At 59.1% G+C, this 15,763-nt stretch carries 12 protein-coding genes; 6 read left to right on the plus strand and 6 right to left on the minus strand.

Annotation, left to right across the window (positions count from 1 at the left end; genetic code table 11):
- Window positions 1–97 precede the first annotated feature (97 nt).
- A complete protein-coding gene (locus ABRP87_RS06345) occupies window positions 98–688 on the plus strand; it encodes a nucleosidase (protein WP_349868092.1) in 591 nt (196 codons plus the stop codon).
- Window positions 689–745: 57 nt separating this feature from the next.
- On the opposite strand, the gene ABRP87_RS06350 is transcribed toward ABRP87_RS06345, so the two are convergent.
- From ABRP87_RS06350 to ABRP87_RS06375, 6 genes are all read right to left on the minus strand, one after another.
- Window positions 746–2,206 carry an AI-2E family transporter gene (locus ABRP87_RS06350; RefSeq protein ID WP_349868093.1) on the minus strand — a complete coding sequence of 487 codons (1,461 nt, stop codon included), beginning with the start codon at window positions 2,204–2,206 and terminating at the stop codon, window positions 746–748.
- 145 nt (window positions 2,207–2,351) lie between these two features.
- Window positions 2,352–5,792, minus strand: coding sequence for a bifunctional proline dehydrogenase/L-glutamate gamma-semialdehyde dehydrogenase (locus tag ABRP87_RS06355; RefSeq protein WP_349868094.1), 3,441 nt, complete (start codon window positions 5,790–5,792; stop codon window positions 2,352–2,354).
- A 603-nt stretch (window positions 5,793–6,395) separates the two neighbouring features.
- Complete coding sequence (locus tag ABRP87_RS06360) at window positions 6,396–7,070, minus strand: response regulator (protein WP_349853635.1); 675 nt, start codon at window positions 7,068–7,070, stop codon at window positions 6,396–6,398.
- Complete coding sequence (locus ABRP87_RS06365) at window positions 7,055–7,210, minus strand: hypothetical protein (protein ID WP_284771664.1); 156 nt, start codon at window positions 7,208–7,210, stop codon at window positions 7,055–7,057. Before ABRP87_RS06365 ends, ABRP87_RS06360 begins: the two co-directional genes overlap by 16 nt.
- 91 nt (window positions 7,211–7,301) lie before the next feature.
- Window positions 7,302–8,480, minus strand: a complete 1,179-nt coding sequence (locus ABRP87_RS06370; RefSeq protein ID WP_349868095.1) for a sensor histidine kinase — start codon at window positions 8,478–8,480, stop codon at window positions 7,302–7,304.
- Window positions 8,481–8,684: 204 nt separating this feature from the next.
- Window positions 8,685–8,870, minus strand: a complete 186-nt coding sequence (locus tag ABRP87_RS06375) for a hypothetical protein (protein WP_023024121.1) — start codon at window positions 8,868–8,870, stop codon at window positions 8,685–8,687.
- 461 nt (window positions 8,871–9,331) lie between these two features.
- Between ABRP87_RS06375 and dnaK the strand changes: the two genes are divergently transcribed.
- From dnaK to exaC, 5 genes are all read left to right on the plus strand, one after another.
- Window positions 9,332–11,194, plus strand: coding sequence for a molecular chaperone DnaK (gene dnaK / locus ABRP87_RS06380; protein WP_126319898.1), 1,863 nt, complete (start codon window positions 9,332–9,334; stop codon window positions 11,192–11,194).
- Window positions 11,194–11,907, plus strand: coding sequence for a nucleotide exchange factor GrpE (gene grpE, locus ABRP87_RS06385; RefSeq protein WP_349868096.1), 714 nt, complete (start codon window positions 11,194–11,196; stop codon window positions 11,905–11,907). Before dnaK ends, grpE begins: the two co-directional genes overlap by 1 nt.
- A gap of 107 nt (window positions 11,908–12,014) precedes the next feature.
- A complete protein-coding gene (dnaJ, locus tag ABRP87_RS06390) occupies window positions 12,015–13,220 on the plus strand; it encodes a molecular chaperone DnaJ (RefSeq protein ID WP_349853631.1) in 1,206 nt (401 codons plus the stop codon).
- Window positions 13,221–13,240: 20 nt separating this feature from the next.
- Complete coding sequence (locus ABRP87_RS06395) at window positions 13,241–13,777, plus strand: heat shock protein transcriptional repressor HspR (protein WP_349868097.1); 537 nt, start codon at window positions 13,241–13,243, stop codon at window positions 13,775–13,777.
- 446 nt (window positions 13,778–14,223) lie between these two features.
- Window positions 14,224–15,744 (plus strand): acetaldehyde dehydrogenase ExaC, encoded by a 1,521-nt coding sequence (gene exaC, locus ABRP87_RS06400; RefSeq protein WP_349868098.1) that lies wholly within the window; start codon window positions 14,224–14,226, stop codon window positions 15,742–15,744.
- The last annotated feature ends 19 nt before the right edge of the window (window positions 15,745–15,763 follow it).

A 15,763-nucleotide genomic window follows, 5' to 3' on the forward strand; every position in this document is an offset into this window, starting at 1 on the left:
GGGCGCAGCCGACCACAGTGCTCCCAGCGGCGCGGAAGGATAAGCATCTATGCAGGCGAGTCCAGCGACCACGTGGAGTGCAGGTATTCTCGCAGACATGGAGAATCTCAACGGACGCACACTTTTCGTCGCCGCCGTGGACGCCGAAGCTGCGCACATTCCAGACGGCGAAGCGCTGCTCATTACCGGAATCGGCACGGTTCCAGCCGCGATTTCCCTGACCGAGGTATTGGCAGAGGCCCGCGCACACGATGCTTTGCCTGAGCGCGTGGTCAATATTGGTACGGCAGGCGCGCTTGTCGATGGCATGGATGGTGTCTTCGAGATCAATAAAGTAACCAAGCACGATTTCAAGCTAGAAGTGCTGACCGATATCAGCCGTTATCTCCTGCCAGAATTCATCGAGTTGGAGACCTCCGGCGAGCTTCCGGCACGCGGGCTGGCGACCGGTGACATGTTTGTCTCTACTACCGCATTGCGCAATGAGCTGGTGAAAAAGTCCCAGCTATGCGATATGGAGGGCTATTCTATTGCCGCTACCTGCCAGCGCTTTGGTGTGCCTTGTACGCTGCTGAAGCAGGTGTCCGATTCCGCTAATGAGGAATCGATGGGCACCTGGGCTGGCGTCTTGGACCGCAGCGCCCGCCAGCTTGCCGCTGCCGCAGCCGATTTAGGCTTCTTGCGCTAGCCGATGCCTCCGTCGCCTTCCTCGCCGTTTCGCACGGCGGAGGAAGAGCGGGGCTTTTTAGGTTAGCGGGCTCATGGCCGCGAAGAGCTGCTTTACCTTTTCGCGAGGAGACTCTTCGAGGGGGCTGTCGCTGTCGCCTTCTTCGCCGGTGCGCTTGTCCTCGGGGTCTGTATTGTCCGCGTCCTCAGCTTCTTCGTCTTTGGACGTGGACTTGGAACCTGTGACGATTTCGATGTCATCGGGGGAAACCTCGCCGGCGCGCAGCGCGGCCATCTCTGCGTGGTAGCGCAGGACAACGGTAATGGTCGCGGCGACTGGCACGGCGAGGAAAGCACCAACGATGCCGGCCAGGGTGGAGCCCACGGTGATGGAGAGCAAAACGATGGCCGCGTGCAGGCCCATGGCCCTGGACTGCAGGATGGGCTGGAGGACATTGCTTTCTACCTGCTGGACAATGATGATTAGCGCCAGCGCGAGCAGCGCATTGGTCAGCCCGTTGGACACCAAGGCGATAATGACGGCCAAGGCGCCAGCGGTGACGGCACCGATAATGGGGATAAAGCCCGCGAAGAATGTGATGACGGCGATGGCCAGTGCCAGTGGGACCTGGAGGACCCAGAGGCCGAGGCCGATAAAGACGGCATCGACAAGCGCGACTAGGGCTTGGGCCTGAATGAAGCCAGACAACGTCTTCCACACGCGGGAGGTCAGTTCCGTGATGTGCCAGGCAGCGGAGTTACCGGTGTATTTGCGCAGCCAGGGCAGGAATCTATCGCCGTCTTTAATGATGAAGAAGGTGATAAAGAGCATGATGACGGTGGCTACCGCAATGGAGCTGGCCATGGAGAAACCGGAAAGCACGCCGGTGGCGATGGTGGAAGCCTGGCCCTTGGCAAAGGACACGATGTCCTCGAGGACCGACTGCAGTTGGTCCACCTCAATATCCAGTGGGGAATCATTGACCATCTTGGTCAGCTGCATAATGCCGGCTTCGGCTTCATTGATAAGCACTTTGGACTGCGCGGTGACCATGGGCGCCATGGCGGCAAAGATGCCGCCGAAAATAACCACCAAACCCAAAAGCGTTGTGACCGCTGCCAGGGTGCGGGGAAAGCCCTTGGAGCGCAGGTAGGCGCTAACTGGATAAAGCACCGTCGAGACCAAGATGGCGAGGATAACCGGCAGCAGACCCACCCAAATAAAGCGCAGCAGGAAACCCGCCAGGCCCAATCCTGCGACGATGAGGATAAAGCACACCGAAATCTTGGCCATGCTGCGGAAGTCCTTGGCCAGCACGGCGGATTTATTATCGCGATCGGCGGGATCGGCGGTGGCTACCTCAGCGCCCAATTGGGATTCATCGGGGGAGACCAGCGGCGCGACAAAGGGGTTCTTTGCGTCAGCCTTGCGGTTGACGGAGTTTTGCTCGAGCGTCGACGGATACTGCGCGCCCTGCGCCGAGTTCTGGCCCGGGTGCTGCTCGGTGCCGCTGGAAGAGTGGTTATCTGGCGTAGTCATTCATCTACTATGCCACACGAAACCACCTAGAGATAGCGCGGGAAAAGCAGAGAAAAAGGTAGCGCCCCACCCAATTCCCAGCAGAAAAAGGGCGGGAGAAGGTGGGGCGCTTAGTCACTGTGCCGCGGCGACGGCAACTGGCGTATTAGTCGCGCAGGTTGCCCACGTTGCGGATGATGCCGAAGCGGTGCATGGTCACGGAGACTGCCTGCTCGAGGAGGTAAGGCATGAGCTCACGGCGGCCATCGGCAAGCACGGGCTGGTCCAGCACCACGGAGTTGGAGCGCACCGCTGCCTCGTAAACGGAATCCGGCACGGTGCCCAGGGCGCGCACGCGGGAGGACTCGTCATTGGCCACGGCGGCGGCGAAGGAACCGTCAGAAATGGACTTCACGTCGAAGCCGAGCTCCTGCAGCTGGCCGGCAACCTCTGGGGCGGCGGAGATTTCCGTCTCGGTGCCGGTAATCCCGGAAGCCAGTACCTGGCGGGCGACATCGCGCAGCTTGTAGTCCTCGCCCACGCGGATGCGCAGCTTGGTCAACAGTGGGCGGTAGCGGAAGCGATTGGCCTCAGAAACCAGTGCGGTGCGGTCGTGGGTGCGACCGAATTCCTCGAGCCATGCAATCCGGTCCAGCTCGGCAGAGCGCCAGAGCCATTCCAGATCGTTCTGGCTGAGCTCATCAGAAAGCTCATCGCGCAGGCGCTGCAGAATCTTCACGCTGGCTGGGGCGATATCCACGTCGCGCGGCTTGAGCTCGCCATCGGTCCAAGTACCCATCTGGGCTACGTAGTTCGGGCCGCCGGCCTTGGCGCCCGGTCCCATGACGGATTTCTTCCAGCCACCGAAGGACTGGCGCTGGACAATCGCGCCGGTAATGCCGCGGTTGACGTAGGCGTTGCCCACCTCAACGTTGTCGATCCAGTACTCGATTTCCTTGTCATCCAGGGAGTGGATGCCGCCGGTCAGGCCATAGCCGGTGCTGTTTTGCCAAGCGATGGCCTCTTCCAAGGTATCGGCGTACATGATGCCAAGGATGGGGCCGAAGCACTCGTTCTTGTGGTACCAAGAACCCGGCTGGACATTATCGCGAATGCCCGGGGACCACAGGGTGCCTTCCTCGTTGAGCTTCTCTGGCTTCAGCAGCCACTTCTCGCCCGGCTCCAGCTGGGTCAGGCCGCGCAGCAGCTTCTCGCTCGGCTTTTCAGCCAGGCCGTTCATCGTGGTGGTGATGTCATAGCCCGGGCCAGGCTTCAAGGTCTTGACGGAATCCAGCAGCTGCTCGCGCAGACGCTTGGACTTGCCCGCAGCGCCAACGAAAATCACCAGCGAGGCGGCCGAACACTTCTGGCCGGAGTGGCCAAAGGCGGAGTTGTACAGGTCCTGGATGGCCAGGTCCGGGTCGGCGGCTGGGGTGATGACCAGCGCGTTCTTGCCGGAGGTCTCTGCCATCAGGTTCATCTTGGGCTTCCAGGAGCGGAAGAGCGCGCCGGTATCGGATGCACCGGTCAAGATGATGTTGTCCACGTCATCGTGGGAGAGCAGGGCCTTGCCGGCATCGCCTTCATCAGTCAGCACCAGCTGCACCAGATCCGGGTCCAAGCCTTCTGCTTCGAGTGCGGTGCGGAAGGCCTCAACCACCATCTTGCCGCAGTGGACTACCTGGGGAGCAGGCTTGACGATGACCGCCGAGCCCGCCGCCAAGGAAGCCGCAATGCCGCCGGTAGGAATGGCGATGGGGAAGTTCCACGGCGGGGTCACCACGGTGACGGTGTGCGGGTGGAACTCGGAGTGTGCCTCTTCCAAGAAGCGGGCGGACTGGCCGTAGTAGGTGCAGAAGTCAATGGCTTCCGAGACCTCCGGGTCAGTCTGGGTGACCGTCTTATTTGCCTCGTAGGCTGCCACGGAGATGAAGTCCCCGCGCTTGGCTGCCAGCTGGTCCGCGACGGCGTCCAGGGCTGCGGCGCGCTCTGCGGCGGGGCGCTTGCCCCATTCGGTGCCCAATTCCTTGGCGCGGGCGACGTAGCTTTCAACAGCCGATGGGTCGGTGACCTCTTGGACGCCGTGCTCACCGGGGTCATTTGCAAGCGCGCGCTTGGCCCAAGTGCGGTTCGGGGTAATTGCCGGGTCCGTATCAGGCTCGTTCCTGAAGCGCCCGGAATCGGGTGCCTGGCGCCCGGAATCCTCGAGGCGGTTCTGGGTGCGGCGCGATCCAGCGAAGGTATCCCAGCGCTTGGCCACGGCCTTGCGGAAGGTCTCTTCCTGGCTAGCCAGCGGTTCCTCGCCCGGTGCAAAGAGGGCGTAAAGGAAGTTCTGCGGCGCGGAGTTCTCCTCCAAGCGGCGCACCAGGTAGGACACGGCGACGTCGAAATCATCCGCGTGGACGACGGGGGTGTAGAGGATCTGGCGGCCCTCGTAGACCTTGCGCACCGCTGCCTGCTGCGCCGGGGACATGCCCTGCAGCATCTCAGAATCCAGCATGTGCAGCACGCCGCGCTTTACACCTAGCTCGTAGGCCATGGCGGCGGTGTACAGGTTGTGGCTGGCCACGCCGATGCGGATGCAGTCCGCGAATTCCTCCTGCAGGATAAAGTCGAGCAGGCGGTAGTAGTTAGCGTCTACGTCCAGCTTGTTGGTGTAGGTAGCCAGCGGCCAGTCGTGGACCTCGCTTTCTGCGGTCTCCATAGACAGGTTGGCGCCCTTTACAATGCGCACCTTGACCTTGGCGCCGCCCTCTGCCACGCGCTGCTTGGCAAATTCCGCGATGTCCTGGAGGGCATCGAAGGTATCGGGCAGGTAAGCCTGCAACACGATGCCGGATTCCAGGTTCTTGAACTCCGGCTCGCTCAAAAGGCTCTTGAAAAGGCGCAGCGTCAGGTGGAGGTCGTGGTATTCCTCCATGTCCATGTTGATAAAGACCTGTGGGTTGCGGCGAGCGGCCTCCTGGTAGAGCGGGCGCAGGCGGTCCTTCAAACGCTCCACGGAACTGCCGATGTCCCAGTTGTTCAGCTGCGCCACCATCGAGGACGCCTTGACGGATACGTAGGTCACGCGCGGGTTTTTGATGAGGTCCAGCGTGCGGCGCGCGCGGGACTGTGCTTCCTCTTCACCAAGGACGGCCTCACCCAGGAGGTTGAGGTTCAGTTGTTCACCGGAAGCGGCGGCCTTTTCCAGGGTGTCATTGAGTGCATCCGATTCCGCGTCCAGCACCAAGTGGCCAACCATCTTGCGCATGTACAGGCGCGCTACCGGCATGACCAGGTTAGGCAGGATCGGGCCGAAGAAACCGCCGGCACCGACGAGCGCGCCATTGATGCTGCCCAAGAAGGAAGGATCGTACTGGGAAGAAATGTCCTTCAGTGCCTTGGCCGCAACCTTGTCATCCTCTGGGCGCATGACGCGGTCAACGAAGTCCATGGTGAACTTCACGCCATTGTCATCGCGCAACAGCTCCGCGAGCTGCTCGGTGGCCTTATCCTTTTCATCCGCGGTGGAATCGAGCCAGCCTTGTGCGCGCTTAATGGCGGCAGGCAGTACGGCCTCAACATCATCAGATAGTGGCGTGCGGGTGTATGCGGGAGAAGTCATGTGAAATTCAACCTCTTTTTCGAAACGTGTACTTCCAGGTTGGTGGCCAACCCACACCGCGGTGTGGCCTTTGTTCTGTGACTTTTAGCGCCGGGGGCAGAAAGTGGCTGGTAAGTCTATGAAAATTAGAAAGCATGCGGCGATTAGGTCTCCGCATACCTGGCAATGAGTGGAACACGCGGGATGCGCGCGCCGCTGCTCGGAGGTTTAAACCAAGCGAATCAACAAGCCATAGTGCTACCGGTAGTGGGGGACCGGGGGCCTGTCGCTATGGCGGCGGACGCGTGCCAAGTTGGTGTTCAACACTCACCTGCTTTCTACACTGTGGCGATGTGGAGCTAGGGGGCAGGAATGTAAAGCCCAGTAGTGGTTTCCTAATCCGGTCCTAGCACAGGCATCAGTGGACGAATGATGCCGAATGATGCGTGGGAAATGCTATGTAGTTGTGTGTGAAATCAATTATAGGGTTGTCGATATAGTGATGCTAGTCTCGTTAGCAAAATCGGCAGTGGGGGTATAAAGGTAAAAAAGAAAACCCCAGCATGTGGGGTTTTAAGGGGGTGGGGCCACGATTAGGGGTGAGCGCTATTCGCGCCTATGCAGCTATTTGCCGTACCCCGCTTTTAGCGCCTTGACCGCTAGCTCGAGACGAGACTTGGCGTGAAATTCGGTTAACAGGCTAGAAACATATTTCTTTACCGTTCCCGGAGCATAGTGAGTGCTTTTTGCGATCTCTTCGTTGGATTTTCCCTCGCATACCAAATCGAGGATCTGAGCTTGAGCAGGCGAAATATGGTGCTCAGGGGCGGAAACCGCAGACGTAGATTGAGCATCGTTTTCGCTCCAGCCAGGCATTTGTTGGAATAAGCGCGTTAAAGGTTGGGGAGCCACGACCGTGCCACCGCGGACGGCCTCGCGCACCGTATCCAAAATATAGGCCGGCTTCGAGCTTTTGAGGATATAGGCTGCCGCCTTATTGGACAGGACTTCCCTTAGGGTGTCGTCATTATCCATTGCGGTCATAGCAATGAATACCGGTGGATTAGGCAGCTCATTAAGCTCGCGCAGCAGTGCTGTGCCGTCCATCTCCGGCATATGAATATCCGCGATGACGGCATCGACATCGTGTTGTTCTAGCTGCTGTAATGCGGCTTTCCCATTTTCTGCGACGGCGCTGATTTCCATATCTTCGGCCGCAGCGAAATAGTGGCCGAGTGCCTCGATGACTAGTGGATCATCATCGACTAGGAGCAGCGAAGTTTTTACTTGAAGCACCATGGGGCTGGGCAGCCGAAGACGAGCTCTGCCGAGGACTCGTATTTATTGTTTTGCGGGAGGTCGCCAGGGGTGAGGTCTGCGCCAAAGAGAGAGGCGGACAGCATGAGGGGCGCGAGAAAGCTAGCGAGGGCAGCCTGCATTGCACGACTCCTTTATATAAAAACCGGATTTATAAGAAACATACGTAAGTGTAGTAAAGGAATGGTGGCGCTGCCAGCGAAGGTGGCTGAACTAACGTTCTTCATGCGCAGACGGGGGCAGCGCGAGCGTGAGCTCCCAGTATTCATCGACACGACCTGCCTCCAGCCGAGCATCGATAGTTGCCGCAAGGCGCGTCATCGAATTAATTCCTATGCCGGAGGAAGTCTCCGGCGTGGTGCTCGTTGGCTTGGCAATAGGGTTGCGGATAGTAAGAATCGTCCATCCCAAATGTGGTTGTGCCGATACGCTAATTTCCGCCCCAGGCGGCGAGTACTTGACGGCGTTGAGGCAAGCCTCCCTGGTGATGGCTGCGACCGAGTCAAGAACAGAAGGAGAAAACTGGGGGCAAAAATCTTCTCCGCTTACCTTAATGATTGGCGTGCGGTTGAGCTTTGATAGCTGTTCTTCTTCCCAGGCCAGTACCTGTGCAAGGCTTGTAGGGCGTGGTGCTTGATTAAAACTAAATTCGTCGTTGATGCCGTCAATATTGGAACGCAAGACTTTAGTTAAAGCGCGTATTTCAGACATCGACGAGCGCATCGCATCGCTTAATTCATCGAGGCGGCGGCTGAGCTCCGGTGTGCTGGCGTATTCCAAACTGAGCGCTTCTAACTGCATGGTATTGACGGTAAGGCTGGAAATTACCGAGTTATGCAGGGTTTCAGCTAGGTCGGACTGTCGGCGCTTGACATCGTTATTCCACTCCACCATGGCGGTTTTATAGCGCCGTGCGGAATGGGCGAGTGAGCTGCCGATGAAGGTGCTAATGACCAAGAAAATTCCCCAGACCAGTGCCGGTGTTGGATTGAGGACTAGCCGCAACGTACTAGGATCTACCAGTCCTACCAGCCAAAACACTACGCAGAGAAGAATCGACTGCCACTTGGTACTGCGAAAAGCGAATACGGCAAGGAATACCGGGGCTAAGAAAACGGAACTGGCGTAGGGGATTCCCACGGTAAGGATGGCAATAATCCAAATTGCCAGAAACCCCACTGCCATGGTCTTCGGGTATCGATAGGCAGATGTAGTGATGGCCGTCAAAATTAACCCGACGATTGCCGCTGAAAGTTGGTGTTTAGTTGGGGTGAGAAATGCGGCGAAAAGGGTAAGGACCAAGCAAATGATGGCGATCAGCGCTGCGGTGCGCTGTAAGGTCATCGCCGCCCGAAGGCGGTGGCGAAATGGTAGTGGCGGGGTGAAAGTCACGGTGGAATGCGCTTCTTTGGTGCTCAGGCTGAATAGTTGTGAAAAGCTTGTGGCGTCTCGCACCTAGCTTAAGGCCTGGAAGCGTGAAACCAGCAAATGAAAACAACTAAACCCCGCACCTTCCGGTGCGAGGTTTAAAACCTGCGTGGAAAAGTGCGGGGGTTTAGTCGGTCTTCATGAAGGAGTGTAAACGCGAAGGTTTACTTAAGCGTTAGCTGCGGTTTCGGTAGCAGCGTCAGCGTTGTCCTTGGAGGACAGGCCCTCGATTACGGAGGACAGGTCCACGGAGTCGGAGTTGGACTCGGAGGACAGCTCAGCAGCGCCCTTGATGGCCTTGAAGATTGCCTCGAAATCGAGGGAGGAGCTGAGGTTTACGAGGGTGTCGAGCATTGGGCGTTTCCTTTCGAGTTGGCGGAGTGAAACTACAAATCAATCTCTCTCTGGGTAGCAACCAGTGGCTGCTGTGGTTTCCAGTATGTGCGAGTTAAATACGCCTGCCAAGCCTCTTTTGGATCCTTTGTGAGGTAACTTTTGGCCACCTTTTTACGGCCCTTTGGGGAGCTTTTGGGTGTGGAAGAGTTTGTTTTAAAAGGTAGTTCACTCCTGTTTGAAGCAGTAGGAGGGAGCGGAGTTTGAGGCTAAGAGCTGGGAAAATGGAACAATTTTTGAGGAGGGTTGAGCCGGCGGGAATAAGATTTGAGTCTTAGTGGTTATAAAGATTGAGTGACACGGGCTCAAGAATTTATGAACGAGTTCGCAACTTCTGTTAGAGTAGCGCACGGACGCAACGAGAAGTTGAGTCACTGACAATCAACTTTATTAACTGCACTCGATAAAAAGGAGAACGAATCATGGGACGCGCAGTAGGTATTGACCTTGGTACGACGAACTCCGTCGTTTCCGTACTGGAAGGTGGCGAGTCCACCGTTATTGCTAACTCCGAAGGCTCCCGCACCACGCCTTCCGTTGTAGCCTTTGCTAAGAACGGCGAAATCTTGGTTGGTCAGTCCGCCAAGAACCAGGCCGTGACCAACGTGGACCGCACCATCCGCTCCGTCAAGCGCCACATTGGTACTGACTGGACCGTCAACATCGATGACAAGGACTACACCTCCCAGGAGATTTCCGCTCGCACGCTGATGAAGCTCAAGCGCGATGCAGAGTCCTACTTGGGTGAGGATGTTACGGACGCCGTTATTACCGTTCCTGCATACTTCGAGGACGCACAGCGTCAGGCCACCAAGGAAGCTGGCCAGATTGCCGGCCTGAACGTCCTGCGCATCGTCAACGAGCCCACCGCGGCTGCGCTTGCATACGGCCTAGAAAAGGGCGAGCAAGAGCAGACCATCCTGGTCTTTGACTTGGGTGGCGGCACCTTCGACGTATCCTTGCTGGAAATCGGCGATGGCGTCGTTGAGGTTATGGCCACCGCAGGTGACAACACCTTGGGCGGCGATGACTGGGACCAGCGCATCGTTGACTGGTTGGTTGACCGCTTCAAGAGCTCCCAGGGTGTTGACCTGACCAAGGACAAGCGCGCCGTACAGCGTCTGCGCGAGGCTGCAGAGAAGGCCAAGATTGAGCTGTCCTCTTCCCAGCAGGCCAACATCAACCTGCCTTACATCACCGTTGACTCCGACAAGAACCCACTGTTCCTGGATGAGACCCTGACCCGCACCGAGTTCCAGAAGATCACCCAGGATCTGCTGGACCGCACCAAGGCTCCGTTCAACCAGGTCATCAAGGATGCTGACCTTTCCGTCGGCGATATTGACCACGTTGTGCTGGTCGGCGGTTCCACTCGTATGCCGGCCGTATCTGACCTGGTCAAGGAGCTGACCAGCAAGGATCCGAACAAGGGCGTTAACCCGGACGAGGTCGTTGCAGTAGGTGCTGCCCTCCAGGCAGGTGTGCTGCGCGGTGAGGTTAAGGACGTGCTGCTTCTCGATGTCACCCCGCTCTCCCTCGGCATTGAAACCAAGGGCGGCGTGATGACCAAGCTCATCGAGCGCAACACCACCATCCCGACCAAGAAGTCCGAGACCTTCACCACCGCAGAAGACAACCAGCCTTCCGTACAGATTCAGGTCTTCCAGGGTGAGCGCGAGATGGCTACCGCCAACAAGCTGCTGGGTTCCTTCGAGCTCGGCGGCATCGCACCGGCGCCTCGCGGCGTGCCCCAGATTGAGGTCACCTTCGACATCGACGCCAACGGCATCGTCCACGTGACCGCCAAGGACAAGGGCACCGGCAAGGAAAACACCATCAAGATCCAGGAAGGCTCCGGCCTTTCCCAGGAAGAGATCGACCGCATGGTCAAGGACGCCGAGCAGCACGCTGAGGAAGACAAGAAGCGTCGCGAGGAGCAGGAGCTGCGCAATAACGCAGAGTCCACCTCCTACCAGACCCGCAAGTTCTTGGAGGACAACGAGGACAAGGTCTCTGAGGACACCAAGACCAAGGTCACCGAGGCTGCTGACGCCGTCGACGAGGCACTTAAGGGCGATGACCTCGATGCCATCAAGTCCGCAGTAGAGAAGCTGTCCACCGAATCCCAGGAGATGGGCAAGCAGATCTACGAGGCACAGGCTGCAGAGGGCGGCGCCGAGGGTGCTGCCGATGCCGGCGCCGCACAGGGTGACCCAAACGTGGTCGACGCTGAAGTTGTGGACGAAGACGAGAACTCCGACGACAACAAGGATGGCGACAAGTAATGACTCAGGACAGCGGAATGCCGCAAAACCCAGGCGACCCGGAAAACACGGATCCGGAGGCTACCTCGGCTGACCGCGCTGAGGCTGCTGCCGAAAAGGCCGAGGAAGCACAGGCTGCCAACGACGCGCAGGCCGATGCCTCCGAGGAAGCCAAGTTGGATCCCACCCTTGATGCTGACCTCGAAGACGCGCTGGCTGATGTCAACGCCGATGAGGTCGAAGCCGAGGCGGAAGGTGATGAGCCAACCTCCACCGGTGCTGCCACCAACGATGTGGAGGCGCAGTTGGCAGAACGCACCGAAGACCTGCAGCGTCTGAATGCGGAATACACCAACTACCGCCGCCGCACCGAGCGTGACCGCCAATCCGTTATCGAAACCGCGAAGGCAAAGGTCATTAGTGACTTGCTGCCGGTGCTCGATGACCTCGATTTGGCCAAGCAGCACGGTGACCTGGAGGGCCCGCTCAAGGCGGTTGCGGATAAGCTCCGCAAGGGCCTAGAGCAGCACAACCTCACCGCCTTTGGTGAAGAGGGCGAACCCTTCGACCCAGAGATGCACGAGGCCGTGCAGGATTTGTCCTCCGGCGATGAGCAGGTGCTCGGCACCGTGCTGCGCCAGGGCTACCGCGTAGGCGAGAGGCTGGTGCGCAACGCGCTGGTCATCATCGCGGACCCCGGTGAGGATTCCGGCAGTTCGGAAGGCACCGAATAAGCCGATTAATCCGGGAAAAGGGCGCCTTGGGAACTGACTGATTCAACTTCCCCCGGCGCCCTTTTTACTAATTACAACCGATTCTTCTTGAAAGGAGGAGATGCCCAGTGAGCGCTAAACCCGAATGGGCAGACAAAGATTATTACGCGGATCTGGGGGTCTCCTCGTCCGCAGACCAAAGCGAGATCAAGCGCGCGTACCGCAAGCTTGCCCGCGAAAACCACCCCGATACCCACCCCGATGACCCTGCGGCAGCGGACCGGTTCAAGCGGGTTGCGGAAGCATACGATGTGCTTTCTGATGCCTCCGAACGCAAAGAATACGACCAGTTCAAGGCCATGCTGCGCAATGGCGGTGGCTTCGGACGGAACGGAGGCGCCGGCTTTCCCGGCGGGTTTCGATCCACGAACATGGGTGGACAAGGTGCGCAAGACTTCGACCTCTCGGACCTCTTCGGAGGCGCCACTGGAGGATCGTCTCAAGGCGGCGGTTTTGGGGATATCTTCGGTAGCGTTTTCAACCGCAGCGGTAGTGCTGGCCACTCAGCTAAACCGTCGCGGGGGGCCGACGTCGAAACGGAAATAACCCTCGATTTCCGCGAGGCCGCCAAGGGGACCACCATCCCGCTGGCCTTAAGCGGTAACGCGCCGTGCACCACGTGCCATGGCTCGGGTTCTTCCTCCGGCAAGACCTCAACGTGCGGGACCTGCAATGGCTCCGGATACACCTCGGAAAACCGCGGTGCGTTCGGCTTTTCCGCCCCATGCAAGGATTGCGATGGCACGGGCCGCCGCATCACAGATCCGTGCCCAGACTGCAACGGCACCGGAACGGTGCACCGCACCCGGAACATCACGGTCCGCATCCCCGCCGGCGTCATCGACGGCCAAAAGGTCCGTATCGCCGGCCAAGGCGAGGCTGGTCCGAATGGTACCCCGGCCGGTGACCTCTTCGTTGCGGTCACCGTCAGGCCTGACAAGGTCTTTACCCGCGACGGCGACGATATCCACATCACCGTCCCCGTCTCGTTTGCCGAGCTCGCCCTTGGTGACACCATCACGGTTCCTACCTTGGATAGCCCGGTCCGCGTGAAGATCCCGGCTGGCACCCCGGATGGCCGCACCCTGCGCGTGCGTGGGCGCGGCATTGCCAAGCGCGCCGGCAAGTCTGGCGACCTCTTGGTGAGCGTGCAGGTCACCGTGCCTTCCAAGCTCGATGCTGCGGCCTCTAGCGCCCTGCGCACCTATGCACAAGCCGAAAAGGACTCTGGCTTTAATCCCCGCGCAGGCTGGGCCGGCGCGGAGAGCAATTAAGGCAGGAGGTGCATTGCACAATGAGTACTGGAAAGGCAGAAGGCTCCGCCACCGCGGTCTACGTCATTTCCGTGGCCGCCGAGCTTTCCGGGATGCACGCCCAAACCCTGCGCACCTATGACCGCATGGGTTTGGTCTCCCCGGCCCGCACTCGCGGCGGCGGCCGCCGTTATTCGGATCGCGATATTGAACTGCTCCGCAAGATTCAGGCGCTTTCGCAAGACGATGGCGTCAACCTTGCCGGCATCAAATCCATCATCGAGTTAACCGAAGAACGCGATCGGCTCGAGGCCGAACGCGATGCGCTTGCCGATGAGGTCCGCACCCTCCGCGACCAGCTCGCCGCCGGGCAGCGCTCGGGGGCACAGCACCCCCAAGCGCAGGGGCAGTACACCCGCGGCGCACAGGGCCCGCAAGGTTCGCAGGCCCCAGTGCGTTCCCAACGCAGCGGCGAGCTCGTCCACGTCCCGCGGTCTACCTCCGTGGTGATGTGGAGCCCGCGCACCGCGCGCGACCGCAAGCGCAATCGCCGAAACAACGGTGGCCAAACCACCTAATCCGTCCTGCGGACGAGAAACCTCAACTTAAACCCTCCATACCTTTGCCACGGCATAGCGCCTGCACAGGTCTGGAGGGTTTATCTTTGCCCAAGAGTTCCTCGCTCTCTCGGTGCATTCGCGGAGCTCTCTCGGTACTCTCCTCTCGGGCCCCATCGGCCCCACCTTCCCGCGCCTTCTTTTCCGGCCCCATCGGCTCCTACCGTTCCTGCGCCCTCTCGCACCTCGCTAAACCCTCGACTCGGCGGTGGTGCACCCGTACAACCGGACTTTACGCTGTGAAGAAATGTTAATTTCCCACCCCTATTTAGTGCGAAATGCGAAAAATTGCATTATTATGACGAGGAAAGCAGGTGAAATACAACACAGACAAACACCTGTAGTGGCACGGGCCATACCCAACAATGGTCACAGTCGAAATTTCTACACGAGAGGACACCACCATCATGACTTTGTACGCAGCACCCGGAACCGAAGGGGCCATCGTCAACTACCGCGACCGCTATGACAACTACATCGGCGGTAAGTGGGTTCCGCCAGTCGATGGCGAATACATGGACAACATCAGCCCCGTGACCGGTGAGGTATTTTGTCAGGTGGCCCGCGGCAAGGAAGCCGATGTCAATGCGGCCATCGATGCTGCGGAAAAGGCCTTCGCCACCTTTGGCAAGACCACTCCAGCAGAGCGCGCGCTCTTGTTGCACCGCATCGCGGACCGGATTGAAGAGAACCTGGAAAAGATCGCCGTCGCGGAAACCTGGGAGAACGGCAAGGCCGTCCGCGAGACCTTGGCCGCCGATATCCCGCTGGCCGTTGACCACTTCCGCTACTTCGCGGGCGCCATCCGCGCACAAGAGGGCCGTCTGTCCCAGATCAACGAAGACACCGTGGCCTACCACTTCCACGAGCCACTCGGCGTGGTTGGCCAAATCATCCCGTGGAACTTCCCGCTGCTCATGGCCTCTTGGAAGATTGCACCGGCCCTGGCTGCGGGTAACTGCATCGTGCTCAAGCCTGCGGAGCAAACGCCAGCATCCATCCTCTTGCTCATGGACATCATCGGAGACCTCCTCCCAGATGGCGTACTCAATATCGTCAACGGCGTGGGCGAGGAGGCCGGTGCGGCACTGTCGGGTTCGGACCGCATTGCCAAAATCGCATTTACCGGTTCCACCCCGGTGGGCAAGCTCATCAATAAGGCCGCCGCGGACAAGGTCATCCCGGTCACCCTGGAGCTCGGCGGTAAATCGCCGTCCATCTTCTTTAAGGACATCATGGATGAAGATGACTCTTACCTGGAAAAGTGCGTCGAAGGCTTCGTCATGTTCGCCCTTAACCAGGGCGAGGTCTGCACCTGTCCATCGCGTGCGTTGGTCCATGAGGATATTGCCGATAAGTTCTTGGAGCTTGCCATCGAGCGCGTCAAGAAGATCAAGATTGGCCACCCGTTGGATACCGAAACCATGATGGGTGCCCAGGCCTCCCAGGAGCAGATGGACAAGATTACCGAGTACCTCAAGATCGGCCCGGAAGAAGGCGCGGAAACGCTCATCGGCGGCCACGTGAACAAGGTGGAGGGTCTCGAAAACGGTTACTACATCGAGCCCACGGTCTTTAAGGGCAGCAACGATATGCGCATCTTCCAGGAGGAAATCTTCGGGCCTGTCCTCTCTGTGGCGACATTCAAGGACTACGACGAGGCCATCGAGATCGCGAATACCACCAACTTCGGCCTCGGCGCCGGCGTGTGGTCGCGCCAGCAAAACACCTGCTACCGCGCCGGGCGCGATATTCAGGCCGGCCGCGTGTGGGTCAACCACTACCACGACTACCCAGCACACAGCGCGTTCGGCGGCTATAAGGAGTCCGGCTTGGGCCGCGAGAATCACTTGATGATGCTCGGCCACTATCAGGAAACCAAGAACATGCTGGTCTCGTATTCGGATGCCCCCGCAGGCCTGTTCTAAACCCACAACTGGCGTTCCC

The organism is Corynebacterium sp. KPL2830 (assembly GCF_040225635.1).
Taxonomy (GTDB): domain Bacteria; phylum Actinomycetota; class Actinomycetes; order Mycobacteriales; family Mycobacteriaceae; genus Corynebacterium.